Annotated in this window: 37 protein-coding genes; 30 read left to right on the top strand and 7 right to left on the bottom strand. The window is 66.1% G+C overall.

Annotated features, from left to right (window positions below; translation table 11 throughout):
- Window positions 1-6 precede the first annotated feature (6 nt).
- Genes P1V51_19985 through P1V51_19975 form a run of 3 tightly spaced genes read left to right on the top strand, consistent with a single transcriptional unit; the run spans window position 7 to window position 1733 of the window.
- Window positions 7-576 (top strand): hypothetical protein, encoded by a 570-nt coding sequence (locus tag P1V51_19985; GenBank protein MDF1565328.1) that lies wholly within the window; start codon window positions 7-9, stop codon window positions 574-576.
- The gene (locus P1V51_19980) at window positions 576-1457 is read left to right on the top strand and encodes a metallophosphoesterase family protein (GenBank protein MDF1565327.1); all 882 of its coding nucleotides are present in this window, start codon (window positions 576-578) and stop codon (window positions 1455-1457) included. Before P1V51_19985 ends, P1V51_19980 begins: the two co-directional genes overlap by 1 nt.
- Before the next feature lie 24 nt (window positions 1458-1481).
- Complete coding sequence (locus tag P1V51_19975) at window positions 1482-1733, top strand: hypothetical protein (GenBank protein ID MDF1565326.1); 252 nt, start codon at window positions 1482-1484, stop codon at window positions 1731-1733.
- Window positions 1734-1801: 68 nt separating this feature from the next.
- Here P1V51_19975 and P1V51_19970 read toward each other — a convergent pair whose 3' ends face one another.
- The 7 genes from P1V51_19970 to P1V51_19940 all read right to left on the bottom strand — a co-directional run bounded on the left by P1V51_19970 (window position 1802) and on the right by P1V51_19940 (window position 7885).
- Window positions 1802-2131 carry a hypothetical protein gene (locus P1V51_19970; protein MDF1565325.1) on the bottom strand — a complete coding sequence of 110 codons (330 nt, stop codon included), beginning with the start codon at window positions 2129-2131 and terminating at the stop codon, window positions 1802-1804.
- 476 nt (window positions 2132-2607) lie between these two features.
- Window positions 2608-3648 carry a recombination-associated protein RdgC gene (gene rdgC / locus P1V51_19965; protein ID MDF1565324.1) on the bottom strand — a complete coding sequence of 347 codons (1041 nt, stop codon included), beginning with the start codon at window positions 3646-3648 and terminating at the stop codon, window positions 2608-2610.
- Window positions 3649-3654: 6 nt separating this feature from the next.
- Complete coding sequence (locus P1V51_19960; protein MDF1565323.1) at window positions 3655-4005, bottom strand: hypothetical protein; 351 nt, start codon at window positions 4003-4005, stop codon at window positions 3655-3657.
- Window positions 4006-4132: 127 nt separating this feature from the next.
- The gene (locus P1V51_19955; protein MDF1565322.1) at window positions 4133-4348 is read right to left on the bottom strand and encodes a hypothetical protein; all 216 of its coding nucleotides are present in this window, start codon (window positions 4346-4348) and stop codon (window positions 4133-4135) included.
- 97 nt (window positions 4349-4445) lie between these two features.
- Window positions 4446-4931 carry a single-stranded DNA-binding protein gene (locus tag P1V51_19950; protein ID MDF1565321.1) on the bottom strand — a complete coding sequence of 162 codons (486 nt, stop codon included), beginning with the start codon at window positions 4929-4931 and terminating at the stop codon, window positions 4446-4448.
- Between the two features lie 78 nt (window positions 4932-5009).
- Window positions 5010-6533 (bottom strand): PD-(D/E)XK nuclease family protein, encoded by a 1524-nt coding sequence (locus P1V51_19945; protein ID MDF1565320.1) that lies wholly within the window; start codon window positions 6531-6533, stop codon window positions 5010-5012.
- Window positions 6534-6709: 176 nt separating this feature from the next.
- A complete protein-coding gene (locus P1V51_19940; protein ID MDF1565319.1) occupies window positions 6710-7885 on the bottom strand; it encodes an AAA family ATPase in 1176 nt (391 codons plus the stop codon).
- 404 nt (window positions 7886-8289) lie between these two features.
- Between P1V51_19940 and P1V51_19935 the strand changes: the two genes are divergently transcribed.
- The 27 genes from P1V51_19935 to P1V51_19805 all read left to right on the top strand — a co-directional run bounded on the left by P1V51_19935 (window position 8290) and on the right by P1V51_19805 (window position 24571).
- Window positions 8290-8559, top strand: coding sequence for a hypothetical protein (locus tag P1V51_19935; GenBank protein ID MDF1565318.1), 270 nt, complete (start codon window positions 8290-8292; stop codon window positions 8557-8559).
- A 156-nt stretch (window positions 8560-8715) separates the two neighbouring features.
- The gene (locus P1V51_19930; protein MDF1565317.1) at window positions 8716-9294 is read left to right on the top strand and encodes a tyrosine-type recombinase/integrase; all 579 of its coding nucleotides are present in this window, start codon (window positions 8716-8718) and stop codon (window positions 9292-9294) included.
- A complete protein-coding gene (locus tag P1V51_19925) occupies window positions 9291-10046 on the top strand; it encodes a ParA family protein (GenBank protein ID MDF1565316.1) in 756 nt (251 codons plus the stop codon). The genes P1V51_19930 and P1V51_19925 overlap by 4 nt, the downstream gene beginning before the upstream one ends.
- Window positions 10047-10068: 22 nt before the next feature.
- Window positions 10069-10287: a hypothetical protein gene (locus tag P1V51_19920; protein MDF1565315.1), complete on the top strand. Its 219-nt coding sequence runs from the start codon at window positions 10069-10071 to the stop codon at window positions 10285-10287.
- A gap of 362 nt (window positions 10288-10649) precedes the next feature.
- Complete coding sequence (locus P1V51_19915) at window positions 10650-11648, top strand: hypothetical protein (GenBank protein ID MDF1565314.1); 999 nt, start codon at window positions 10650-10652, stop codon at window positions 11646-11648.
- Window positions 11645-12433 (top strand): ATP-binding protein, encoded by a 789-nt coding sequence (locus P1V51_19910; GenBank protein MDF1565313.1) that lies wholly within the window; start codon window positions 11645-11647, stop codon window positions 12431-12433. Before P1V51_19915 ends, P1V51_19910 begins: the two co-directional genes overlap by 4 nt.
- Before the next feature lie 47 nt (window positions 12434-12480).
- Window positions 12481-12972 carry a hypothetical protein gene (locus P1V51_19905; GenBank protein MDF1565312.1) on the top strand — a complete coding sequence of 164 codons (492 nt, stop codon included), beginning with the start codon at window positions 12481-12483 and terminating at the stop codon, window positions 12970-12972.
- A 120-nt stretch (window positions 12973-13092) separates the two neighbouring features.
- On the top strand, window positions 13093-13293 hold the full coding sequence (locus P1V51_19900; protein ID MDF1565311.1) for a hypothetical protein: 201 nt from the start codon (window positions 13093-13095) through the stop codon (window positions 13291-13293).
- Between the two features lie 79 nt (window positions 13294-13372).
- Complete coding sequence (locus P1V51_19895; protein MDF1565310.1) at window positions 13373-13546, top strand: hypothetical protein; 174 nt, start codon at window positions 13373-13375, stop codon at window positions 13544-13546.
- Entirely contained in the window at window positions 13543-13950 is a 408-nt protein-coding gene (locus tag P1V51_19890) for a DUF4406 domain-containing protein (GenBank protein MDF1565309.1), read from the top strand. The genes P1V51_19895 and P1V51_19890 overlap by 4 nt, the downstream gene beginning before the upstream one ends.
- Entirely contained in the window at window positions 13947-14594 is a 648-nt protein-coding gene (locus tag P1V51_19885) for a ParB/RepB/Spo0J family partition protein (protein MDF1565308.1), read from the top strand. The genes P1V51_19890 and P1V51_19885 overlap by 4 nt, the downstream gene beginning before the upstream one ends.
- A gap of 28 nt (window positions 14595-14622) precedes the next feature.
- Complete coding sequence (locus P1V51_19880; GenBank protein ID MDF1565307.1) at window positions 14623-16026, top strand: methyltransferase domain-containing protein; 1404 nt, start codon at window positions 14623-14625, stop codon at window positions 16024-16026.
- Between the two features lie 96 nt (window positions 16027-16122).
- Complete coding sequence (locus P1V51_19875) at window positions 16123-16323, top strand: hypothetical protein (GenBank protein ID MDF1565306.1); 201 nt, start codon at window positions 16123-16125, stop codon at window positions 16321-16323.
- A 10-nt stretch (window positions 16324-16333) separates the two neighbouring features.
- Window positions 16334-16798 (top strand): hypothetical protein, encoded by a 465-nt coding sequence (locus P1V51_19870; protein MDF1565305.1) that lies wholly within the window; start codon window positions 16334-16336, stop codon window positions 16796-16798.
- Between the two features lie 193 nt (window positions 16799-16991).
- A complete protein-coding gene (locus P1V51_19865) occupies window positions 16992-17273 on the top strand; it encodes a hypothetical protein (protein MDF1565304.1) in 282 nt (93 codons plus the stop codon).
- Window positions 17270-17719, top strand: a complete 450-nt coding sequence (locus P1V51_19860) for a hypothetical protein (GenBank protein MDF1565303.1) — start codon at window positions 17270-17272, stop codon at window positions 17717-17719. The genes P1V51_19865 and P1V51_19860 overlap by 4 nt, the downstream gene beginning before the upstream one ends.
- Window positions 17720-17773: 54 nt before the next feature.
- The gene (locus tag P1V51_19855; protein MDF1565302.1) at window positions 17774-18067 is read left to right on the top strand and encodes a hypothetical protein; all 294 of its coding nucleotides are present in this window, start codon (window positions 17774-17776) and stop codon (window positions 18065-18067) included.
- A 10-nt stretch (window positions 18068-18077) separates the two neighbouring features.
- On the top strand, window positions 18078-19208 hold the full coding sequence (locus P1V51_19850) for a DUF932 domain-containing protein (GenBank protein ID MDF1565301.1): 1131 nt from the start codon (window positions 18078-18080) through the stop codon (window positions 19206-19208).
- Between the two features lie 51 nt (window positions 19209-19259).
- On the top strand, window positions 19260-19754 hold the full coding sequence (locus P1V51_19845; protein ID MDF1565300.1) for a hypothetical protein: 495 nt from the start codon (window positions 19260-19262) through the stop codon (window positions 19752-19754).
- Window positions 19755-19935: 181 nt separating this feature from the next.
- Window positions 19936-20319, top strand: a complete 384-nt coding sequence (locus P1V51_19840) for a hypothetical protein (GenBank protein ID MDF1565299.1) — start codon at window positions 19936-19938, stop codon at window positions 20317-20319.
- A 250-nt stretch (window positions 20320-20569) separates the two neighbouring features.
- Window positions 20570-21565, top strand: coding sequence for an amidoligase family protein (locus tag P1V51_19835; GenBank protein ID MDF1565298.1), 996 nt, complete (start codon window positions 20570-20572; stop codon window positions 21563-21565).
- A 59-nt stretch (window positions 21566-21624) separates the two neighbouring features.
- Window positions 21625-21894 (top strand): hypothetical protein, encoded by a 270-nt coding sequence (locus P1V51_19830; protein MDF1565297.1) that lies wholly within the window; start codon window positions 21625-21627, stop codon window positions 21892-21894.
- A 2-nt stretch (window positions 21895-21896) separates the two neighbouring features.
- Complete coding sequence (locus tag P1V51_19825; GenBank protein ID MDF1565296.1) at window positions 21897-22313, top strand: gamma-glutamylcyclotransferase; 417 nt, start codon at window positions 21897-21899, stop codon at window positions 22311-22313.
- Between the two features lie 164 nt (window positions 22314-22477).
- Window positions 22478-23230 carry a gamma-glutamylcyclotransferase gene (locus P1V51_19820; GenBank protein MDF1565295.1) on the top strand — a complete coding sequence of 251 codons (753 nt, stop codon included), beginning with the start codon at window positions 22478-22480 and terminating at the stop codon, window positions 23228-23230.
- 10 nt (window positions 23231-23240) lie between these two features.
- Window positions 23241-23531 carry a hypothetical protein gene (locus P1V51_19815; GenBank protein MDF1565294.1) on the top strand — a complete coding sequence of 97 codons (291 nt, stop codon included), beginning with the start codon at window positions 23241-23243 and terminating at the stop codon, window positions 23529-23531.
- A gap of 97 nt (window positions 23532-23628) precedes the next feature.
- Window positions 23629-24048, top strand: coding sequence for a hypothetical protein (locus P1V51_19810; protein ID MDF1565293.1), 420 nt, complete (start codon window positions 23629-23631; stop codon window positions 24046-24048).
- A 181-nt stretch (window positions 24049-24229) separates the two neighbouring features.
- The gene (locus P1V51_19805) at window positions 24230-24571 is read left to right on the top strand and encodes a hypothetical protein (protein ID MDF1565292.1); all 342 of its coding nucleotides are present in this window, start codon (window positions 24230-24232) and stop codon (window positions 24569-24571) included.
- Window positions 24572-24627: the final 56 nt, after the last annotated feature.

Here is a 24627-nt window from a genome sequence, read left to right as displayed (position 1 = left end):
GCATTCATGGCAGGAAACAGACTGAGGATCCGGCTCAACAGCGGGCTCCCGATGGAGCTCGTCGCCAAGGCCCTTGCCGTTGTGGACTCCAACCACGGGCAGGTCCACGCCAAGAACGCCTACTCGTTCCCCGCCTTCATCTCCGCGCTGGCCGCGGCGGGCACCCACGACATCCGCATCGTCGTCCCGGCGAGCACCTACATCCACTTCCAGGCGCTCGCGATCGCTCCGGACGGGGAGAAGTGGAAGCTCGAGCTCTACGAGGGCTACACGGGGACCCCTACCGGGGGCTCCGCAATCACCCCACGCAACCGCAACCGGGCCGGCGGCTCGAACGACAACTCGGCCTTGACCGTCATGAGCGGGGAGGCCTCGATCACCCCGACCACCCTGCTCGACACGATCTACGTCGGGGGGAGCTCGGGCGGCAAGGCCAGCGGCGGGGGCCAGGCGGTCGACGACGTCGAGTGGGTCCTCAACCCGGGGGCGAGCTACATCCTGCGAGCAACCAACGGCGGGGCCTCGGCGTCGAGCGCCAACGTCAAGGCACTCTGGTATGAGGAGGCGAGCGTCTAATGGGCAACGCGATCGGAGACAAAGCGGCAAAGATCCTCGCGGCGGTCAAGGGGACCGCCAGCGACGGGAAAAAGGACACGCTGCTCGCCAAGCTCGGGGAGTCGCTCACGGTCCACGAGCTGGAGGCGATGCTCAAGAGCTCGCAGATCAGCAGGATCGCCCCGACCGTCATGGACTGGAGCGACGCCTACTTCAAGTTCGGCTTCATGACCGACACCCACATCGGGCACGCGAAGTTCCGCGAGGACTGGCTCTACCGGGCCTACAACCTCTGGGAACGGGAGAAGTGCGAGTTCGTCGTCCACGGTGGCGACATCTCCGAGGGGATGAGTGGGCGACCGGGCCACGTTTACGAGCTCTCGGAGGTCGGTTACCACGCGCAGTTCCGGCGCGCCCGGGACCTTCTGCGCTCCTGCCCGATCCCGATCAAGGCGGTCGCCGGCAATCACGACCTCTGGTGGTTGCAGAAGAACGACCTGGGGGTGCTCATCGGTGCCGAGCTCCAAGACGCCCTGGGCAAGGAGCAGTTCAGCTACCTCGGGGAGCACGAGGGGCAGCTCGTCCTCAACGGGCTCTCGGTCACGGTATGGCATGGGGCCGATGGTCGAGCCTATGCCAAGAGTTATCGCGCCCAGAAGATCGTCGAAAGCCTGCGCGGGGGGGAGAAGCCCCATATCCTCCTGCTCGGGCACACCCACGACCGCGTCGGTCTACAGGTCCGTAACGTGCAAGTCGTCGAGGGCGGCACGCTCTCGGCGCAGACGAGCTTCATGCGCTACCGCACGCGCTCGGAGATCGCTCCGGGCGTTCATATCGTGGAGGCCTGGGGCAAGGGGACCCTGGAGCGCTTCCGCACCGAATGGGTCCCCTTCTTCGACTAGGGGACATAACGAGGAGGGCTAGGCATGGCAGAGGAGTTGCTGAAGGAGAAGATCCGGGGAGCGCTGGAGACCGTGGCCGCTCCGGAAGGTGCGCTGGACTCGCACCAGTGGGCGCAGTTGCTCGGGGTGAGCGTCGACACCTTCGCGAAGTATCGGCGCGCTCTCATCCAGACGGGCGCGATGGAGCACGCCGGCTTCAAGGACGCGAAGAGCGCGGACGGTAAGCGGGCGCGCGTGCCGATCTACGTCTTCAAGGACGGCGACGGCGAGGGCTAGGCCAGGTCGCCGGGAAGGAACCGGGGAGGGGCTGCGACGCCCCTCCCCGCGTTTGTTCTGGGGCGCTACTAGGCGCGGTTCCCGCCGTTCTTGAAGGGGGGTAGGGGACCCTCTGCAAGGTGTATGCCAGAACGGGCGGCGACGAACGCCTTGTGGAGCTCGCTGCCCGCCTCGATGTTGTGGATCAGGATGTTCGTCGGGCCGACGATCGCGACGGTGCCGTCCATCCCCTCCTTGGTGAGATCCACGAGCGCGAGCTGCGGCGGCTGGTTGGCTTGCTTCGGGGGGAGCTGGCGCATCTGCACCACCTCCTCGAGGACCAGGTGCCCGTTCTCGGAGCTCGAGAAGGTGGAGCAGAGGTACTGCATCCCATTAACGACGACGAGCTTTGGGGTCATGCGTCTCTCCAGTCTGCGGGCGTAGGGGGGATCCCGTGTTGCCCGTCGTGGCAGTTCGCGCAGAGGAGCGCGATGTTGGCTTGCTCATTGTTCCCACCCTGGGAGCGCTTCACCCGGTGGTGGAAGTTGTGGACCCTGGCTTGGACGAGGCGCTTGCCGCACAGCTCACAGATCCGCGGGCGCGTCTCCCAGGCGACGCGGCACGCCTCGACGAACTCCTCGACCCAGGCGTCCCGGCGTTCCTGAGAGCCCTTGCCCCGGCGCATCTTCGACCGGGGCAAGGGCTTTGGGGCGCGCTTAGGCCGGGGCTGGGGTTTGGGGAACGCCAGGGGTGCCAGCGATCGCTCGATAGGCGACGAGGAGGCGATCGGTCGCCCGGTCGATCCGGTTCCGGCCCCGGAAGTCGGGGCTCCTGGCGGCGCGGTAGGCCTGGACCGCCTCCTCGAGCTCGGCAAACAGCGGGGCGAGGCTCTCGATCATTCCGCCGCGACCTTTTCGGCCTGCGGGTGGACCCACTTCTCGACGGCGTCGAGGTCGGCTCCGGTGAACGCGGCCCCGGCGAACATCAACCACCACTGGTCGACGGCCTCGAGGGCGGGGCGGATCGCGGCGTAGTGGACGATGAGCTCCTCGGCGAGGTCTCCCTCGGCTTCCGGCTCCGCGACCAGGCCGGTCTTGAGCCCCTTGTAGACGAGGCCCTCGGTGAGGGTGAAGGAGAGGCTCCCGTCGTTGCCTTCGGTCGGGAACAGTCGCAGCGCGGCGACGATCGAGCCGTCGTGCATCGCGGCCCGGACCAGAGAGTTCTCCCGCAGGTCCTCCCCGGTGACGGTCACGCTGCTCCAGTCGGTCTTGAGCTTGACCGTGTCGCCGATCCCGACCCCGTGCTCGCCCTCGTGGGCCTGGACCCACAACCACGCCAGGAACCGGGCGCCCCAGTTGTCGCGGCCACTGACGGGGGCCTCGCCGGGGAAGTAGGAGCCGGGGCAGAAGCGGACGAGCTTGCGCTGGAAGGTGCGCTGGAACAGGCCGGCGCAGGCGTCGATCGCGGTGGTGGATCCGCCGAAGATGAGCAGCTCCTCGCGGTCGACGTCCCAGAACAGGTCGTAGGTCGTCGTCGAGGGGAGGGCTTGCTGGATCAACTCCTTGCGGGTGAGGGAGAGGAGCTCTTCCTTCTCGGCCCGGGAGAGGTACTCCCGCCCGGACTTCACGAGGAACTCCTCCATCCGCTCCGCGCAGCGGCGCTTGAGCAGCGCCGGGGGGACACTGCGCTTATCCTCTCGGACCCCCAGGAAGACGAAGCCGTCGTATCCATAGTCGGCCCCGGCCTGCTCGGGGTGGTCGGGGTCGGCGAAGGGGATCCACCCCATGACCACCCCGCGCTCATCGTTCTCGGTGAAGCCGGCGAAGGCCCCGTGCGCGATCCGGCGAGCGTCCTCATCGGCCAGCCCGGGGAGAGACTTCTCTTGCCGGCCCACCTTGTATCGGGCGAAGGTCTTCGCCCCCTTGTGCAATCCCATGTTCTGCTACCTCCTCTCGATGGTGCCGATCGTGCCGTCGACTTCCTCGACGCGCATCGGGCGCTTGAAGCGGATGGGCTCGCCGTCGTCGGCTTCATCCCAGTTCTCGACCTCGACCGCCTTCCAGAGTTTGAGGATCTCCGGGGCGGAGGCATCGCCGGGGTGGCGCGTGACGGCGTAGGGCACGCGCTTGGAGCGCAGGAAGCGCTCCCACTTCCCCAGGACCTCGAGGTCGTCGAGGTCGTTGAGCGCGATCCGGGGGAGAAAGTCGCTCAGGCGCGGATCCTCCGCGTTGAAGCGACCGTAGGTTCTGACAATGTGGGCGTCGGCCCACTGCGTCGACGGCTTCTTCGGCATCCTGACCTCCTTGCTGGCTTCCTGTTTTGCTGGCTAATTGAGCGCACCCCCGCACCGGGGGCAACCGCACTCGGATCAATGACGGGGGGGAATCGGCAGACCGCAGCTCGGGCAGGTCTTCACGGGGTTACTCGCCTTCCGCGACCGTCGTCTTGGTGAACTTCGCGTCGACGACGAGCGCCGTGTAGGTTCCGGAGAGCAGGTCCTCGCCCTCGACGATCGGCGCGCCCTCGAGCCGCTCGACCAGCTTCTTCGCGGCCAGCTTACCGAGCCGGACGTGCATCCCTTCCTCGGCGTTGAGCAGGACTTCGACTTGGATATAGGCCTTGCGGGGTTCCTTCATGAGCTCCTCCTTCGGTGCCGTTGCCGGCCCCCCCCCACGACCTTCGAGGGGGACCGGCTTAGTTAAAAAACTTCAATGATTTCCGATACTTAAGTCGTCAAAACGGCACGTCGTCGTTAGGATCGAACCCCCCCTCGTAGTCGGGGAAGTCGTCGTGGTTCGACGCGCCGCCCCGGCTCGGGCCGGATCCGCTCGTCGGGCCGGACTGCCGCGGCTTGGATCCGCCGCCCTGCCCGGATCCGCCGCCCTGCCCGGATCCGCCGAGGAACTGGATCATCCGGACGATGATCTCGGTCGTCCAGCGCGTGTTGCCGTCCTTGTCTTCCCACTTGCGGGTCTGGATCTTGCCCTCGATGAACACCTGGGAGCCCTTGCGGAGGTACTCGTTGCAGTGCTCGGCGGTCTTTCCAAAGGCGACGATATTGTGCCACTCGGTCTCGTCCTGCCACTCGCCGTTGCGCTTGACGCGCTCGGTGGTAGCGAGGCTGAACGTCGCGACGGGGGTGCCGGACTGCGTGTAGCGCAGCTCGGGGTCCTTGCCCAGGTTGCCAAGGAGGATGGATTTGTTGACGCCTCGGGCCATTTGCTCTTTTCTCCTTCCGGGGCTCGTTACGTCCCCGGTTCAATGGCTCCCCCCGGTTAGTGGGGGGGAGTGCGGGATCTACATGCGCGCCTTCGAGAAGGCCAGGAACGGGGCCGACTCCTTGTAGGAGCCCTGCGCGATGAGCTGGTCGATCAGCTCGACGCGGCGGGCCTTGTTCTCCTCGACCAACTGGGCGCGATCGCTCTTGAGCTGCTCGATCGCCTGCGCCCGGAGCGCCTTGTTCTCGTCCACCAGTTCGGCGCGCTCGGCCTTGAGGGCGTCGATCCGGGTCTTGCGGGCCTCCTTGTTCGCCGCCGCGGTGTCCTTGTCGACGCCCTTGAGCGGGAGCTCGGCCTCGATCGCCTTGATCTCCGGGGCCAGCGGCGGGAAATGGATCGGGTACTGGTCCTCGATCGCCTTGATCTCCTCGGTCTGGGAGGGGAAGCGCACCGGCACCAGATCGCCCACCATGCGCTCGACGTCGGACTTGGAGACCGAGAGCCGGTTCCAGATCATATCGGCGGTCGCCCCCAGGGAGCGCAGCTTGACGACGATCCCCTTGGTGTCGCCGGACCACTCGGACTTGGTGCTCATGCGGGCGAGCATCCCCCCACCCTCGACGGCGCCCTGCTCGGTGATGAACTTCGCGAGGGAGTCTTCCATCTGTTCGAGGAGGCCCTTGACCAGGCCCCGGAACTGCACCACGCGAGAGGCGTCGGCATGGTCGACGATGATCCCCCCGGCCACGCGCCGGATCCACGCAGAGAGCCCCTCCTGCTCGATCTCGGCGGGGAGGTCCTCGTGGGCCTTGGCGATCGCCGCGGTCGAGACGGTGTAGGCGGGGCACGAGGCGAGGAAGCCACAGTACCGGCACCCCTTCCCGGGGGTCGCCGGCCAGGCGGTGCGTTGCTCGTGAGCGAGGATCGCGTCGAGCATCGACTCGCCCTCCTCCACGACCTCGGAGTAGAGCATCTCACGCTGGTCGACCCACCCCTTGGCGATGAGGTTGTAGCGGAGCACCACGCGCTCGACGTCGGCCTCGGAGAGCTGCTCTCGGAGGATCCGCAGGTAGGCATAGAAGACGATTTGCTGGGGGTCCGGCGTCGTCCAGCCGGTCTTGTCGTCCTCGACGTAGAGGACCTTGTCGCGGATATAGGAGCAGTCGTCGGTCGCGCCCAGCCAGAACGCCTCCGGGGCGATCCGGCCCTCGGGGGGCTCGATGGTCTGGAGGTGCCGGTCGAAGAACATGCGCTCCTCGACCCAGACGCGCTCGGGGTTGTCGGGGACGCGGAAGTTCTTCCGGAAGGAAGTGACGAGATCGCGCAGCCGGGGGATGAAGGCCTCGCTGGGGAGCTCTTCGGCGAAGCGCTTGACCAGCTCGTCGTCGCTGGGGATGCCCCGGCCCTCCAGCTCCTCGACGCGCATAAAGGCGCTCGCGGAGTGGAACGCCTGACCCAGGTCGGCATACTCGGAGCTGGGCTCGCGCAGGCCGTCCCGGTAGCGCAGCTTCCCCCGGAGGGGGCAGTCGTTGAAGGTGTTGAGGACAGAAAAGGACCAGCGCATCGCGCCGTCTGTCTGGATGCCGCGGACTTCTTCGCTCATGGTTCTCCTCCTGCCTGGGGGGGGCGGACCCCCCCTCTGGTGGTTGGTTGGTTAAGCGGACAGGGAACGGCTCGGCTTCACCAGGGCGCTAGTTTTTCCAGTGGGGGCTAGCCCGGCTGCCCATTTCGCTGGTGGGAGAGGCTGTCGTCGCCGTTCCCTGCCGCGGACGCTTGTCGTTAGGCGGCTTTCTCGGTGCCCTCGGCGAGCAGATCGTCGAGGGGGTCGGTCTCCTCCGCGGGCTCGGACGGGGGGATCTGGTCGGTGAGGCGACCAATGAGCTCCCGGCCCTCCTCCTCGGTGAGGAACGTCGAGGCGGCGCGAACGCCGTCGAGCTCCATCTCGGCGAGGAACTTCGCCACGGTCTCGTTGCCCCCATCCCCCAGGCCGGCGACCAGATCGGCGATCTGGACGAGCTGGGAGCCCAGGACACCGGCGGTTTTCACCTGGCGGTCGTTGAAGGGAGAGGCCACCGTGCGAGGACGCTCCCTACGGGCCGTGGCGGGGCTTTCGGAGGCGCCACCCTGCTCTGCCCCTCGGGAGGGGCGAGGCGGCTCTTCTCGGGGCTTCTGCTTCGTCTCCTGGTCGCCTTGGCGACTTTGGTTCGCGGTCTTGGTGTTCAACTCCTCGGGCTTGGCGCCGGCCAGCCACTCGGAGATCCGCTTGCCGGTCTGGAGCGAGATCGCCTCGGGGGTATAGACGGTCAGCTCGTCGAAGAGCCCCGTGCGGTCCTTGGAGGCCCGGGCCTCGTGGGAGTCGCGGTCCAGATCGAGGACGAGGGTAAACTCGTATTCCATCCCGGGGCGCTGGATGGACTTCATGCCGATCTTCTTGGGGGTCTTCTTGCCCCGGGCGTCTTCCTCGAGGACGACCTCGTCCTTCATCCTCATGGTGCAGACGATATGACACGGCGAGTTGAGCAGCGCCTCGACGAACTGGTTGTGTTTCTTGGAGACGCTCCTCCAGGCCGTGAAGCTGTTCTTGTCGCTGGAGCGGTCCTTCTCCTCGAGCAAGCCCCCCTGCCCGTCCCAGCAGTGGGTGATGGAGTCGAGGACAATGACGTCGAACAACTCCGAACGCTCGGCGTCTTGGAGCTCCTTCATGTACTTCTCGACCGTGTACGGGGGCTGAATCTGCACGGTGTAGAAGGTCTCGTCGAAGCCCTGCCGCAGCGGCAGGTCATCGTAGAGCGAGGCGCTGCCGCGCTCGGTGTCGATCAGGAGGACCCGTTCGGGGTCCATCGACAACCCCAGGGCGAGCAGGATCGCAGACCAGGTCTTGCCGCCCCCGGAGGGGGACTCAATGGCGATCCGGGCGCGGGCTTCGGTACGGCGGGCTTTCTGGTAACGACTCATGGTGTTCCTCCTTGGTCGCCGGCCTAACCGGCGAACGTCTTCAAGGCCACGGCGACGACGGCGACGGCCAACGTCGCGACGCCCCAGGCGAGGTCGTGGGTCCCTTGGGCGTAGGCTCTCGCCTGCTTCCGGGCTGCGAGGTAAGAGAGTGCCGCTCTTTCCCCTATCGTTCTCATCCGAGTCTCCTTCTCGGCGCCTCAAAACCCCTTGTGGGTTTGTCTCTTTGGCGCCTTGGTGACCTGAGTATGCCACTCACTGGGAGGGGATGCAAGGGGAAAAATGAAATTTTTTTGTCTCCACTTCCGCATATTGACGACGAACGTCAATCGGTGTACAAGGCAACAGGGGATTGATCTGAACTCGGATGGCCTTTGCTTTTTGTCGGGATCAAGGAGGAGCGTGGGATGGGAAAGGTGCTGGCGTTTCCGAACGTGATGGACCCCGTGGTCGCGACGATTGAGACGGTCGATGGGAGCGTAGAGATCGCCCGCTCGTGGGTGCGAGCGAAACAAGCGAACTATCTAGGGATCAACGTGTTGCAGGAGATGAAGCGCTACGAGATGGAGTGCAAGGGAGGCCACGAGGCGCGCCGGACGACGAAGGGCTTGCCGCGGCGGCTCGAACATCTCCTGCGCCGGGCCGCCGGCACTGGAAGCCAGGCGGTCGCCTTGTAGCTCATGCTCACGGTCACGTAGTTCGCGTTCCCCTCACAAGACGTAGAAAAGGCGACTCGCTACCGGGTCGCCTTTTTTGTGCTCATTGTTCGGTACTTGCGCTTGACGGGGTCAACTTTACCTACTACGCTAAGTTCCGAAGGAGACAAAACGACAATGAAGGGATGCCGCCCCCTACAGCAAGACGAGGTGGGAAAGGTGATTGCGGCCCTCCAGACCGACCGAGACCGCACCCTCTTCGTCCTGGGATGCACCACCGGGCTCCGGATCTCGGAGCTGCTCTCGGTGCGCGTGCGCCACATCTACCCCGGGGAGTGGTCGGGGGTGGTGGAAGTGAAGCGCCGGCATATGAAGGGAGCCGGGGAGGGGCGCGTGCTGCCGCTGCATCCGATGGTTCGCAAACACGGGGAGCGCCACGTCAAGCGCACCTACAAACGCTTCGGGCCGGACGCCTTCCTGTTCGGATCCAAGCGGCGCCGCACGGGCGACTCGGCCCTGGCCGTGCGAAGCGCGCAGCTCATCCTCTCGGAGGCCTACCAAGTGGCCGGCGTGACGGGGGCGGTCGGGACCCACTCGATGCGGAAGTTCTTCGCCTCCCAGGTCCACGAGCGGCTCGGGCGGGACATCAACCGCACCAAGGAGGCGCTCGGGCATCGGTGGATCCAGACGACGGTCGCCTACCTGTCCTTCGACCGGGCCGAGATCGACTCTGCCGTGACGGGGATCGACTGGTGATTCTCGCCGTGGCGAACCAGAAGGGCGGGGTCGGCAAGACGACGACGGTCGTCAACATGGGGGCCGCGCTTGCGGAGCAGGGGGCGAAGGTGCTCCTGGTGGATCTCGATCCCCAAGGCGGGGCGAGCCTGAGCCTGACCGGCCAGGACATCGGCGGGGAGGCCCTGGCGGCGGCGATCGTCGCGGCCTGCGGGATCGGCGAACTCGCCCGGGAGACGGGGATCGAGAGGCTGTGGCTGGTGCCTGGGAGCCCGTCGCTGGCCGAGGCCGAGGCGCTCGAGGGGGAGCGCGGGGCGATCCGCCGGCTCCAGCGCGCCCTGACCAAGTGCGAGGGGGCCTACGACGTCGTGCTGCTCGACACGAGCCCACACCTGGGCTTTCTGACGATCTCGTCGCTGGTCGCTGCAAGCGGGGTGCTGGTGCCGTTCGAGGCCCACCCGCTCTCGCTGAAGGCGTTGACGATCATCACCTCGACGGTCGACCAGGTCCGGATGCTCCACAACCCGGGGCTGCGCGTGCTGGGCTATCTGCCGACGCGGGCGCACCCCCGGCGCAAGGTGCATGAAGTGGCGATCGCAGAGATGGAGGAAACCTACCCGGGGCTCTTGGCCCCGCCCATACGGGAGCTGGTCGAGATCGCCCTGGCCCCGATGAACGGTTCTTCGGTACTTCAGTCGGCCCCCCGCAGTGGGGGGGCGCAAGACTACAGAGACGCAGCACGCTGGCTGGCCGCGCAGCTTACGCGGGAGTGAACCGAGAGGAGGAGGAACGATCATGAGTCTGCTCAAGGGGTTTTCGCCCAAGGCGCTGGAGACGAACCGCGCACGACCAACCAAGGTGTTGCGCGGGGATCAGAAGAAGGTGAGCTTCTATCTACCGGCCCACCTGGCGCGCATGGTTCGGATCCAGGCGGTCGAGGAGGAGACCAGCATGAGCGACCTGGTCTCCCAGATTCTCGAAGGCTACGGAAGGGAGCACAAGCTCTTGAACTAGACAAGAGAAAGCCCCGACCGGCCAGGGTCGGGGCTTTGTTGTAGATGGGGTAGAGGAGCGGCATCCCCTCAACCCCGGACTCGGACGGGAGACTCGGACCTGCCCGAGGCATAGGGTCTCATCGACCCTACGCTTCCCAAGGTATCATCTCCTCGACGATCCGGCAAGGGAAAAAACGCTTTCCCGAAAAGGGGTTACGCGAGCCGCCCTCCCAATGAGTGGTAGTCTTGTCTTTTTGTCTCTTGACCAGCAAAACGGCTTGATTTACTCTCTGCGTCGTACCAGGCCCCGGCATGGGCCTACAGACCTTTCAGGGAGACTCGCGATGGAGAACAACCACCGGTCCCAGGTGTGGGACCCCCATGAGTAGAGAGTATGGCGTCATCCGGACGCGGTACTGGACCGATCCAGACGTTCACCGACTGAGCCTGCCGGCCCGCCTCATGGGGGCCTACCTGCTCACCTCCCCCCACTCGAACGCCCTGGGATGCTATCGCGCCCCGGTGGGCTACCTGTCCGAAGACCTTCGGCTCTCCTACGACGACGCGAAGCAGGCCCTCGAGACCCTCGAGGAGATCGGCTTCGTCGTGACCGACGAGCTCGGCTGGATCTTCCTTCCGAACTACATCAAGCACAACCCCCCCCAGTCGCCCAATGCTGGCAAAGCGGCAGTCGCCGTCATCGACACGATCCCCAAAGAGTCGCCGCTGCGAAAAGAGGCGATTTCTGCTATCCTCGCGTCCGGCAACGCTTATTTGATCGAGGCCCTGTCCATAACCGGGCTCGCCGGGGAGGAATATGAAGGGCTTGTGGAGGGCTTGGCAAGCCCTTCCGAAGGGCTTCCGGAGGGCTTGGCAAGCCCTTCCGAAGGGCTTCCGGAGGGCTTGCCTACAATAGACCAAGACCAAGACCAAGAACAGAAAGACTCTGAGGAGGAGGAGGTCGCGCTCACGCCCGCTCGCCCGCCGGCTGCGTTCACGGCCCGGGAGCTCGCGCTGCTCTGGAACGAGAAGGCCGTCGCTCCCCTGCCGCGCATCAAGGCCCTTACCGACGACCGCCGGAAGAAGCTGCGCACCAGGCTCTCGATCCATCCCGAGCCCGCCTGGTGGGAGGCGGTCATCGAGCGCGTCAACGCTTCCCGGTTCCTGCGCGGCGACAACGAGCGGGGGTGGATGGTCGACTTCGACTGGATCCTCTCCGAGCGCAACCTGACGCGGATCGTCGAGGGCAAGTACGACAACCGCCCCGCAGGGGGAGGAGGGGGAGGTCAGAGGCCGAGCGCGCCCAGGAGCCCGGGAGCCCCACGAGGCGCCGGCCTGAACGCCCTGGTTCGCAGCTCCGCAGAGGGAGGGGAGCAATGAACGGCATTGGTTTCGAGACGAAAGACGCGCTGGCGAACCTCGCCCGACTCACGCTGGTTCCGGATCCGGGCGAGGAGCCCCGAGGGGAGAACTGCTCCTGCGAGGACCCCAGCCAGTGCCCCGATGGGGGCTGGATCTCGATCAAGCAGGACCAGCGCCAGGTCCGCGCTCGCTGCAAGCCGTGGCAGGCCTGGAGAGCCGCCGAGAAGATGGCCGAGAAGCTCGCCTCGACGAAGATCAGCAAGCGCTTCCGGACCCGCACCTTCGACAGCTTCCGGGCGACGCCGGCCAACCGTGGCGCCCTGGAGGCCTGTAGGCGCTGGGTCACGGCCTACCCCCAGGAGGGGGGCGAGGGGATCTCTCTGGTGGGCGACGTGGGCCGAGGCAAGACGCATCTCGCCGCGGCGATGGTCAACGCGCTACACCGCCAGGGGGTCAAGGTGCTCTTCGCCTACGTCCCCGACTTGATCGCCGACTTCCGCGCCGGGATCTCGAAGGGGACCGTCGAGGACCTGGCCGAGGAGGTCATGCAGGTCCCGGTCTTGGTGCTCGACGACATCGGTGCGGAACGGGCGACCGAGTGGGTCCAAGAGCTCATCCCCCGGATCATCAACCGCCGCTACGAGGACCTGCTCCCGACCATCGTCACCTCGAACCTCATGCCCGACGAGCTTTCCGAGCGCATCACGGCCCGGGCCGCGTCGCGCCTGACCGAGATGAACGAGTGGATCGCCCTGGGGGGGCCGGACTACCGCGTCGAGAAGCGCCTGGGCAAGCAACCGTGAGGGGGCGGATCCGGGGTCGCTCGATCCAGCTCAAGGGGCGCTATGCCGTGCCAGCAAAGCACCACGGCAAGCCAGCAAGCAGGCCAGCAAAGCGGCTGGAGCGCCTGGAGGCCCCGCCGGCAGAGCGGGCGGCGGTCGCCCAGACGTTCTTCCTCGATGGTCCCTGCCCCGGGGAGAACGAGCTGCTCGCCGCCGCCCGAAAGGCCGGCTGGCGCAGACGGGGCGGCGAGAGGATCTTCGTCGACCCCTACAACGAGATGAAGAAGCACTGGTCCGAGGCCGTCGCCGTGGCGCTTTGGACCGCGGGGACCCGGGCGGTCGACTACCCCGTCCACGTTCACTTCCGCTGGATCGAGCGCAACCGCAGACGCGATAAGGACAACGTGGCCGGCGCGAAGAAGCTCATCATCGACGGGCTGCGCTACGCCGGCATCCTCGCCAACGACGGCTGGGAGCATGTCGTAGGGTTTTCGGACGACTTTGCGGTCGACAAGGAGCGCCCCGGGGTGGAGATCACGCTCCACCCGCGCCGATTTTGACAGTAAATTGACAGCAAAGTTGAAAACTTCTATAGACGTTTGACGGTTTAGTGGTATGCTGTAAGTCGTAGATACCCATTGGGGGGGAACCACCGGGGGGGGGAGAATCGGGGAGGAGATATGGCACAGACGAACAGGCAGACCGACACGGAGGTAACGACCCGGACGGCCACGCTGCGCGAGACGCGCAAGGTGACGTTCTACATTCCGGCGGGGCTCCACCGCGAGCTCAAGAGTCTCGCCGCGTTCGACGACCGCCCGATGAGTGATATGGTCACGAACGTCCTCGAGGAGTATGCTCGAGGCCGTCGCAGAGGGTAGCGTCCACACTCGAAGGGGCCGGGGATTCCCCCCCGGCTTTCTTCGGCCCCATATGCCAGCAAAGCGGCAAGGAGTCAAAATGGCAACCTCCCCTTCGGTCATCCAGCAACGCCCCAACCGCCAAACGCGCCGCGCCGTGGGCGCCGAGTACCGCAAGCTCCTCACCGCCGCCCGCCGCTCCGGGGTGGACGTCAAGGACCCCAAGGAACTCCAGAAGATCGTCAAACAGGCCTGGGGGAACCTCACCCGATGAGAAGGGTCTACATCGCCGGTCCAATGCGGGGCTACGCGAACTTCAACTTCGACGCCTTCGACGCCGCCCGCGATCGGCTCCGAGCCCAGGGCTGGATCGTCGTCTCCCCCGCTGACCTGGACCGGGCCTACGAGGGCTGGGGGGCCTACCCTCCCGAGGACCTGGTCGTCGACCGCGAGCTCCAGATCCGCTGCATCTCCCGGGATCTTGCGGCGATCCAGACCTTCGACAAGACCAAAGGCGACGCGATCTACCTCCTCAAGGGGTGGCAGAAGAGCGCCGGGGCTCTCGCCGAGCTCGCGCTGGCCCAGTTCCTGGGCCTGGAGGTCTACGTCGAAGATCGCCGCGACCATGTACTCCTCGCGTGCCTGGCCGACTTTCACCAGTGCGCGGAGGCCGCATGAGCAAGAGCAAGAGCAAGCCAGCCTTTCCCAACCGGATCGTTGGCAGCGGGGAGGAAGATCCCGAACAGATCCTCGCGAACCCCCTCAACTGGCGCATCCATCCCGAGTTCCAGCAAGACGCCCTCAAGGGGCTCCTCTCCGAGGTCGGCTGGGTCCAGCAGGTCGTCGTCAACAAGCGCACCGGTCACCTGGTCGACGGGCATCTGCGCGTCATGCTCGCCCTGCGGGAGCACATCTCCGCGGTTCCGGTCGTCTACGTCGACCTCTCCGAGGCCGAGGAGAAGAAGATCCTCGCGACCCTGGATCCGATCGCCGCCCTGGCCGGCTCGGATGCCGCAAACCTGCACGCTCTCCTCGAGGACATCGAGACGGGCGACGCCGCCGTCATGCAGCTCCTCGAGGACACCGCCGAGAAGGCCGGCCTGCACCGCACCGGATCGGGCAGCGCGGAGATCCCGCTCGAAACAGACGGCGCCAGTGTCGGCGCTCATGGGGAGTGCCTGCTCAAGTGGGAGGTCAACAAGAAGCTGCGGGCGATCCCGCTCACCGAGGAGGAGCTCGCGCTACTGGAGGCCGCGCTGAAGGCCCACGTCGAGACCGCCGGGGTCCAGTTCGGCTTCGTTCTGGGGCTCCTGGGGAACTGAGAAGCGGCCCCGGGGAGGAGAGGACCCCATGTTCTACCCCGAATATCCGATTGCCGAGATCAAGGGGGCGATCTACAACCCCCGGATCATCGGGGACGACGACCTGGCCGCGCTGCGGGAGTCGCTCTCCTCGCTGGGAGTGCTCAAGCCGATCCTCGTCCGCAAGGAGGACGGCACGATCGTCGCGGGTCACCAGCGCACCAAGAGCCTCCGGGCGCTCGGCTACACCCACGCGCCGGTCGTCCTGCTCGAGGGGTTGAGCGACGTCGACGAGGTGCGCTTCAACCAGCTCCACAACGGCACCGACGCCGACACGGGCGATGAGGCGTGCTCCGTTCCGCCCGCCGGGGTCCTCGGCTGGGTCGACGTGCCCGCGAAGGAGATCGCCGGCAACCTGCGGTCCCCCGGGGCCGGGATCCGCAAGGAGTCGATCAAGCTGATCCTCGCCCACGGGCTCTGGGGCGCCGCGGTCGCGACACAGTCCGGCAAGGTCCTCTCGGGGGCGAACTACGCCCTCGCCTGCAAGGTCATCGGGAAGCCCTGCCGGGTCAACTACATTCCAGACGACAAGGAGGCCGAGGTCCTCGAGCGCTTCGGGCGCGCCTACGGGAAGTTCTCCTACGCCCACCTTCCGAAACTCACCTACGCCCAGACCAACGTCCAGGTCTTCCGGCTCCGCGAGAACGAGAAGACGGGCCGGATGAGCAACCGCAGTCCCCTCTATGAGAAGCACATCCTTCCGGAGCTCCGCAAGGACGAGCGCGTGCTCGACTTCGGCTGCGGCCAGGGGGACTACCAGGCGAAGCTCAACCGGGAGGGCTACCGGATCCACGGGGTCGAGTTCTTCCGCCGGGCCAAAGGCGGGGCGACCATCGACACCGGACAGGTCCATCGAATGTGCCGGGCCATGTTCAAGGACATCGCGGAGCGGGGGCGCTACGACGTGGTCGTCCTCGACGTCGTCATCTGCGCGGTCGACTCCCCGCAGGCCGAGGCCGACGTGCTCACCACCATCAACGCCCTCGCCAAGCCAGGGGCGCGCATCTACCTCTCGGGACGCTGCAAGGAGTACACCGCCCGGGCGCTGGAAGCGACGGTCGATGGGGACGCCGAGCGCCGCTACATCCAGTTCCTCGACGACGACGGCTTCACTGCGATCTTCTTCCTGGGGAACTGGGTCTACCAGCGGTTCCACGCCAAGGACGAAGTCCCGGCCATGCTCGACGCCTACAAGATGAAACTGACGGGGCACAAGCACTCGACCACCTGGCAGGCGTCAGCGATCAAGACCGGGGAGATCCCCGAGGACCAGGCGATCGCCGCCCTGCGCCGGGAGTTCGACCTGCCGTGGCCCGGGTGCCGCAGGGTCGGCCTCGCGGATGAGGTCGAAGCCGCGTATCGGGCGGCACGGGAAAAAGAAGCGAAAAAGTAAAAAGAGATCATTTTCCCCTTGCGGAACCACCCAACGGGGGGTACTTTGTCGCCACGTCAACAAGACCCCCGGCATGGGGCACAAGGAGACTCGAAGATGAAAAGCAAGACCAAGATCCGCACACGCAAGCAGCTTCGCGAGTATGCAGACGCCGAGGGCGTCATCACAAGCCGCCGCCGTAGCGTTCGCGTGAAGATCTGGGGCGACGACACGATCACCCGCTGGGACAAGGGCCTCGACCTCTCCTTGACGACTCCACTGACCGTCAAGGCTGCCGTCGAGATCCTTGGTTTCTAGGGGGCCGACCATGACGACACCGCAGCTCTACATCAAGCCCCCGTGCAAGGAGACCAAGAAGCTCGAAGGCTTCCGGCAATTCTGGATGAAGTACGTCCGGGGGGCCAACCCCCGGAAGCACTGTCAGAAGGGGCTGGTGGGTCCCGTCTCCCCGAAGATCAAGATCGAGACGCTGCCGCTCGCGACCGTCATCGACCTCGACGAGGTCCCGACCGCCGCCTGGGACTATCTCTACATCTGCGGGGTCCACCAACGACTCCAGTGGTCGCAGAACTTCCATATGCCGCTTCGCTTGAAACCGGGCAGCGTCGCCGTCCTCCGAACGTGGAACGGCTACGAGTTCCGCGTCAAGCACGCCGAGCTCCTCGAGATCCCCGCCCTGCCCGAGGGCTGGAAGGGTCTCGCCGCGGAGTTCACGACCTGCCGGAACTTCCAGTTCGCCGTCGCTCGCTACGGCTACCCGTCGCTCTTCTAAAGGCTCCGCAACCCCGCGCTCTACGCCCTCGCAGGACCAACCACGTTCCACCCTTTTGGGTCGCCTCGTCGCTGGGGCGACCTCTTTTTTTGCTTTGCCCCATTTTTGCCCTTGCACGACCCCCCCGTTGAGGGGTATATAGGGAGACAAGACGACAAAGGGCACGGCAAGCCCGCCGACGAAGGAGACTCCAATGGACCCAACCGGCAAGACCGTCGACTACTACTTCATCGAGGTCCGGGGGCGCGAGGTGAAGCTCTGGGACGGCAAGCAGTTCCGCCGCAGCACCAGGGGATCCGCCCAGGGGCGCTTCCGCCGGCTCAGGACCGCCGAACGCCACCTCGAGAAGGCCGGCTCCCGCACCCCCAGCAGCAACACCCTCGCCCTGGTCGCCTGCACCTACACCGTCGCAGGCGGCAAGCGCCACTACGACGACATCGACGTCACCTACTTCAAGAGGAGCGAGCGCGCATGAGCAAACATATTACCGAGACCCTCTGGAGAACCGCCGCCGACATCGTGACCGCAGAGGCCGAGGCCCTCCCGTTTATCTTCATCGTCAAGGACAACCACATCATCGCGCACGGCCAGGTCAACTTCAGCTCCGAGGCGTTGAAGATGCAGTCCTGCCGCCAGGCCAGCGCGCTCGCCCGCCGCACCGGGGCCGACCTGGTCGTCGTCATCTCCGAGAGCTGGATCAAGAAGCTCGCGCCAGGCGAGACGATCCCCGAGGGGCGCGTGAAGAATATGGAGGGGCGCCAGGAGGCCCTCTCCCTGGTGGAAGTGACCCCGGACGGTTCCGGCGTCATGTACTTCGCCGAGATCAAGACCGAGGGCAAGGGGCGCTCCCTGGGTCCCCGGATCGTCGAGAGCGCGCAGACCCACCTCGTCCCCCCGTGGGGCACGATCATCGTTCACTAGAACCCCAGCGCGGGGGGCATGGGCGCCCCCCGCCACCCCGAAGGAGAAGCCGCGATGAAGACAGAGTTGAAGACCCTCGCCCCGAACCACGAGATCGACCTCATCACCAAGATCGCCGAGCGGGCCGTGAAAGCCTGCGAGGTCCTGGGGGTCCGGCTGGTGCCCGCTGCAACGTGCCGGACCCTGACCTTGGCCCACCTCAACGGATGCCCGCTTCGCCTGGAGGAGCTCGCCGCCGCCAGCGACTACGACCTGCTCCACGACGTCACCGGGATCCACAACCACCTCGACCGCGAGACGGGCAAGCTGACCGGATGCTTCCTGCCCCGTTACGCCGTCAGCCAGTAGGAGGAGAGAGATGAACCAGCTACAGACCAACGCAGGCGCCGCCGCCCCGACCAACCTCTATCACCTCTCGCGCCAGTGGGCGAGCCGCCCGGACGACGAGCGCTTCGTCACCCTCGAGGGGCTCCGGGCCGCGGTCGCCCTCCGCACCGAGAACGTCCGGACGGTTGAGATCCAGCCGAAGGAGCTCTACCCCGACATCGTGGGCCGCGACGTCGTCCTCAAGCACCGCAAGTTCGAGCGCCTGGACTTCACCCACTGGAGCTTCGGACAGACCGCCCAGGTCGCCAAGGCCCCCGCCGCCTACCTGCGCCGGCTCCCCCCGGAGCTGACCACGGCGCTCCTCACCCACGGCTTGCGCGTCGACTCCGACAAGGGCGAGAGCGCCTTCTACTACGAGGACCAGGGAGAGGGAGCGGGCACCCTGCGCGCAGTGACCTCCCCGAGCTATGGGCGCATCTTCGACCTCGATGTGGTCGACGCCGTCATGAGGCTCAACCAGGAGCAGGGGGGGCGCTGGGTCGTCCCCGCCTCCAGCTACACCAGCCACAACCCCAAGCGAGCGACGACCCTCTACGCGAGCGACCGGGACGTTTTCTGCTTCCTGTGCGACCCCGCGAACCCGATCCAGATCCCAGGCCAGCAGGCCCCGAGCTACCGGGGCTTCATCGTCTCGAACTCCGAGACCGGGAGCGCCTCCTTCAAGCTCATGCTCATGCTCTACGAGAAGGTCTGCGACAACCGGATCATCTGGGGCGCCCGCCACGTTGAGCAGCTCTCGATCCGGCACAACGCCGGGGCGCCTGCGCGCTTCCTGCGCGAGGCCGCGCCCGCCCTGGAGGACTACGCCGAGCGCTCCGTTGAGCAGGAGGTCCAGGCGATCGAGAGGGCGCAGAACCTTCGCCTCAAGACCGCCGCCCCCGGAGAGGGCTCCTACGAGGATATTCTGCGCTGGGTCCGCGAGCGCACGGGGATCGCCAAGGGGATCATCGAGGACGGCTGGAAGCAGGCGCAGACCGAGGAGGGCAAAGTCGACACCGCCTGGGATATGGTGCAAGGCATCACCGCCGCCGCCCGCTCGATCCCCCACACGGACAGCCGCATCGCCGTGGAACAGGCCGCAACGAAGCTGATCCCCAACTAGACCGTTCACCAAACGACGCCGGGGGCCGAGTGCCCCCGGCAGGAGGCGACCATGAAGACCGACGTCAAGATCCGTTTAACCGAGGAGGCTCTCGACGCCTTGTTCCCCGTGGGAACCGTGGCCCGCGCAGAGCTGGAGCGATCCGTTGTGAAGGGGCTTGCCCGGGGGATCCTGGTGAAAGCCGGCCACGACGAGACCCTCTCCCGAGTGTTCGCGGCCACCGTGGCACAAGAGGTCCAGTTGTACGCGAAGCCGGAATGGTCGAGCCGGGGGACCAAGCTCGCCCTGACCGACCTGGGCAAGATCGTCGTGCGGGAGGAGGCGAACCGGGCCGCCGATGAAACCGTGCGCGCCCAGGTCCGCGAGGCCGTCGCGACCCAGACCCAGGATCTACGGGACAAGATCCAAGCGACCCTGGAGGTCGAAATCCTCAACCAGGTCAAGCGCACCGTCCGGAGGATCGTCGACGACGAGCTGGCCGGCCAGGTCGGGAAGATCAAGGCCAAGCTCCACGAGCTCATGGACCTCACCGGGGGGAGGCGATGAGAATCACCGCCGCCGAGTTCAACGCCTAATACAAAGTCGGGACCCCTGTGCGCTACCGAGTGACCGCCGGGGGTCCCGAGTACGAGGAGACGACCACGACCCCGGGGAGACCTTCGGGGTCCTGTTCAAGCGTATCGACCTCACCGACAAGCAGCTCGACGAGCTCCCCGAGGGATAGCCCATGACCGACCTCCCCGCCGTCTACCAGCACGCCAACCCCCGGGCCAGGGTCGCCCATACCTGCGCCGAGTGTGACGGGACCATCGAGATCGGGCATCGCTACCACGAGCACTCCGGGCTCTGGGACGGGAGATGGCAGCGCTACCGCCTCTGTTCGGTCTGCAACGACGTGTTCGAGATGGCGAACGCTTGGTCCGACTTCCCCGACGAGGGTCCCTGGTTCACCGGGCTCTTCGAGTGGCTCATGGACGACATCTACGCCACCCTCGAGCGGTTGCGGGACGAGGACACCGAATGCCGCCGGCACTGCCTCCAACAGGTCCGCAGGATCCGCAACGACCGCCGCCGCCGCAGGCAGAGTCGGGCGGTCGCCCTCCCAGCGTAGGAGACAAGTCCACCCCCCCCTCCCCTGCCCCGGGGCTTGGTCGTCGAAACCGAGCCTCGGGCCCTCTCGAAAAACCGAGTCCCGCAAAGACCTTAGACGGCCCCTCAAAAAAAAGTGAGGGCGCCGTGTTTTTTTGTCGATTTGTCGCTTTTTCCCCTTGCGTCCCACCCCAATGAGTGGGTACTATGTAGACAACAAAGCAAGGCAACCAGCGCCACGGCAAGGGCGCGAACCTTCAGGGAGACTCACAATGGCACGCTCTTTTGGGATCGAGATCGAGACCTTCCACCCTACGATGAGCCGCGCTCAGGTAGCCGAGAAGATCCGCGAGACCGGCGTCAACTGCCGCGAAGAGGGTTACAACCACGCGACGCGCACCTGGTGGAAGATCGTGACCGATTGCAGCGTCCACGGCACCGGAACCGAGATGGAAGTCGTCTCCCCGGTCCTGAGTGGCGACGCCGGCATCGAGCAGCTCCAAAAGGTCCTCGAATGTCTGACCGCCATTGGGTGCCGCGTCAACCGTACCACTGGGCTCCACGTTCACGCTGACGCCCGCGACCTGACCCTGGAGAACTGGAAGAAGCTGGTCGCCGACTACCGGCACTACGAGCCCGTCACCGACTCCTTCATGCCCACCAGCCGCCGCGCCCAAAACAACCGCTTCTGCAAGAGCCTCCGCAGCGCGACGACCTACCGCGCAATCATGGCCGCGACGACCATGAACGAGCTTTGCTACTGTCTCAACAACGACCGCTACCACAAGCTCAACCTCCAGAGCTACACCGTCCACGGCACCGTGGAGTTCCGCCAGCACTCCGGAACCGTCGAAGCCGCGAAGGTCCTCCCCTGGCTGCGCCTGTGCCTCGCCCTGGTCGAGAAGAGCAAGGCCCCCGCCGCCGCCGACGTCCACAACGTCACCGTCACGACCCGCGGCAAGTATCGCCCGGTCATCCAGAAGCTCGTCTCTGAAGGGCTGACCCTGGCCGAGGCGAAGGAAATGACCGGCGCCAAGAACCCGAGCTTCCAGATCTATAAGGCCGTGTGGGCGATGGGCCTGGACCTCAAGACGACCCGCGAGAACGGCACCGTGCGCTACCACCTGACCACCGGCAACGCCGAAGGAGCGCCCGCGGCTCCTGAGCGCACAGCGACCCTGGCCGGTCTCATGCGCCTCGCCTCCCTCGCCGCCGCCGACGTCGCCTACTTCACCCTGCGCGCCTCGACCTTCGCCGAAGCCGCCTAACCGAACCGAGCCAGGGGGTGGGGGCTCCTCCCCACCCCGCAGCCAAGGAGGAACCGACCATGACCATCACGACCCCGCAGGGACGCACCTACGAAGCCGGCACCCCCGAGGAGGTCCTCGCCCTCCTGCACCGAGACGCTTTCCTGGCCGAGGACGACCGGGACGACTGGATGAAGGAAGTCGCCCGCCGCGCCTTGCGCTACAAGGAGGTCATCGTCTCGACTGCTTCCCCGGAGGCCTTCCTTCACTCGCTGGCCTACTGGGGGTTCATCGCGATCATCCCGTCCCAGGGCAAGGTCCCCGGAACGACCCCGACCGAGGAGGGCTAACCATGAACCGCAAGATCTTCGTCTATGGCTCGCTCCGCAAGGGCTTCCACAACCACTGCTTCCTCACCGGCCCGGGGGTCCGAGAGCTGGGGCCGGCCATGACCGACGAGCTCTATGCCATGTACGCCGAACGGATCCCCTACGTCGTCAAGGACGAACCTGTTACCCCGATCCGGGGGGAGGTCTACGCCGTGGATCCCGAGACGCTGGAACGCCTCGACAGCCTGGAGGAACATCCCCGCTGGTATCGCCGCCAGGAGATCACGGTCACGCTCGACAACGGCGAGAGCGTCACCGCTTGGCTCTACTTCTGCCCCACCCCCCGAGGCGTTCCGGTCCCATCAGGGGACTACAGTGACCACCAGAGGCCGCAGGCGCCCCGGCAGCGCCTCTTCGAGCCCCGGCAGGCCTTCGCATAGGGGGCCGAAGAACCGGCAACAGAGGCCCTTCTCGCCCCCGAGAGGGGCCTCGTTTTTTTGGTCGCCTTGTCACTTTTTTCCTTGTAGTACCCCCCATTGGGTGGTATTGTGTGGACGTAGAAAGAAACAACGCGCCCCGGCATGGGCGAAAGGAGACTGGAGAGATGGCAAGCAACAAGAAGAACCGAGCCCGAGAGGTCTACTACTTCGCCTACGGATCCAACTGCAACGGCAAGCAGATGCGCCGCCGCTGCCCCGGCGCCGTGGCCCTGGGCTTGGCGACCCTGGCCGAGCACCGCCTCACCTTCCGCCGCTGGTCCCGCGTGACCGGCGTCGCCGACGTCGAGCGCAAGGTGGGGTGCGAGGTCCCCGGGATCCTGTGGGCGATCACCCCCGACCACGAGGCGACCCTGGACCGCTGCGAGGGCGTCGCCTCTGACGTCTACCGGAAGAAGTGGCTGACCGTGAACCACCAGGGGCTCCGGATCCAGGCCCTCGTCTACGTCATGGCCCCCGGGTGCCGCGAGCACGACCCCGCCGAGGACTACCTGGGGGTCATCGCCCGCGCCTACAAGGCCTGGAAGCTGCCGTTGACGAACCTCAAGGACGCCCTGCTCCGCGTCTCCGAGAAGATGGAGCAGTGGGAGCTGGTCGACAACCGCTCCCAGGCCGGCTTTCGCACCAGCTTCGCCGAGCTCGCGAAGCTCAAGGGCTGGAAGAGCACCCTCGAGATCCCCGAGGAGCCCTGGGAGGCGACCTTCGCCCCGGCCAAGGGGAACAAGGGGTGGAGCTGGAACGCCAGCAGCGCCCCCGCCAAGGCCTCCCAGAAGGGCAAGAAGAAGGGCAAGCGCGTATCGAAGCACCCCGACCTCTACTTCTACGACCACAACGACCGCCTTGTGACCGTCCTTGGCTAAGGAGACCGCGATGATCCAGACCCCGCACGAGACCGGAGTCCAACCAATGTGCCTGATCGACCGGGACCAGGCGCCGATCGAGGCCTTCAACATCTGCGACGTCCTCGACGTCGTCTGCCCCGACTGGCTCGACAACTACGAGCGCACCTACGCCGAGGAGATGGAGCTCGTCGCGGCTTGGGCCGAGAAGTGGGGCGCCTACCACTACGAGCGCGACAAGGAGCACTACAGCGAGTGGGAGGCCGCACGCCTCGCCGCGGAGGCCGGCAAGGCCCGCGTCATCCTGCACAACCAGAGCTGAAGGGGGGTCCCCGGAAAAGGGGACCTTGCTTTTGCCTCTCGTTGGGTGGATACTTCTCAACGAGTGGAACGAAGGAAAAGACACAAAGGAGGACGGCATGAAGAGGAAACCGATCCGGCGCGACACCATGACCGCCGACGAGTTCTTGGAGATCCAAGATATGCTCGGCGTCACGAACGCGGAGATGGCCGAGAAGCTCAACTCTACCGAGCGTTCCGTTGAGAACTGGCGCCGGGAGTCCCGGGCGATCCCCGGCCCCGTTGCGAGGCTCATGAGGATCTACGGCGCCAGCGTCGAGGAGGAGATCCCCGAGTCCGTCCTGCGCGAGCGGCTGGAGATCGCCGTTGAGGCGATGCGGGCGATCGAGCGCAACGACAAGACCAGCTACAACCACCACGAGGCGCGCCCGTTCGACGGCAAGATCCCGGACGAGATCGACGGGGGGACCTGCTTCCTCACCCCGAGGGAGATCTCCCAGTACGCGATCGCCGAGATCTGGCCCGGGGGTGGCGAGTGAGCCGGTGCCGAAGCTGCGCCGCGGAGATCGACTGGGTCAAACTCGCCAGCGGCAAGAAGAACCCGGTCGACCTGCCCCGCGTCGTCATCGTCACCGATGAGGGGGCCGTCGTGAGCGGCAGGATCTCGCACTTCGCGACCTGCCCGGACGCCGGCACGCACCGCAACGATAGGAGGCACCAATGAGCCCTGGCCGATTGATCGAGGTCCACTTCAACGTCGACGAGCTGGAGCCGGCGCACCGCCGCGCCCTGGCCGAGCGTGTCGCCAAGAGGCTCAAGACCGTCAAGGACTGGTTCCGCAAGGCCCGCTTCGCCGAGCGTGGGCGCTGCGTCCACTGCTCCGATCCCGCCGAGTTCATGATCGTCGAGACCGGCGAGGCCGTCTGCGCGCCCTGCGCCCGCACCTACGCCGAGGACGCCGCCGAGTTCTGGACGGCGCTCAACCTGGCCGATGCGATGAACGCCTTGGGCCGTGAGGAGTCGGGCCAGCTCTACTATCCCGAGGACGAGTTCGCCTACTGAGCCAGCAAAGCGTTTTGTCACCATGCCACCACGAGGAGAGAGACCGATGGAAACGA

Source organism: Deltaproteobacteria bacterium (assembly GCA_029210625.1).
GTDB lineage: Bacteria > Myxococcota > Myxococcia > SLRQ01 > SLRQ01 > JARGFU01.
Note: the sequence above shows the minus strand (reverse complement) of the source record. Positions and strands in the feature narration are given on the sequence as shown.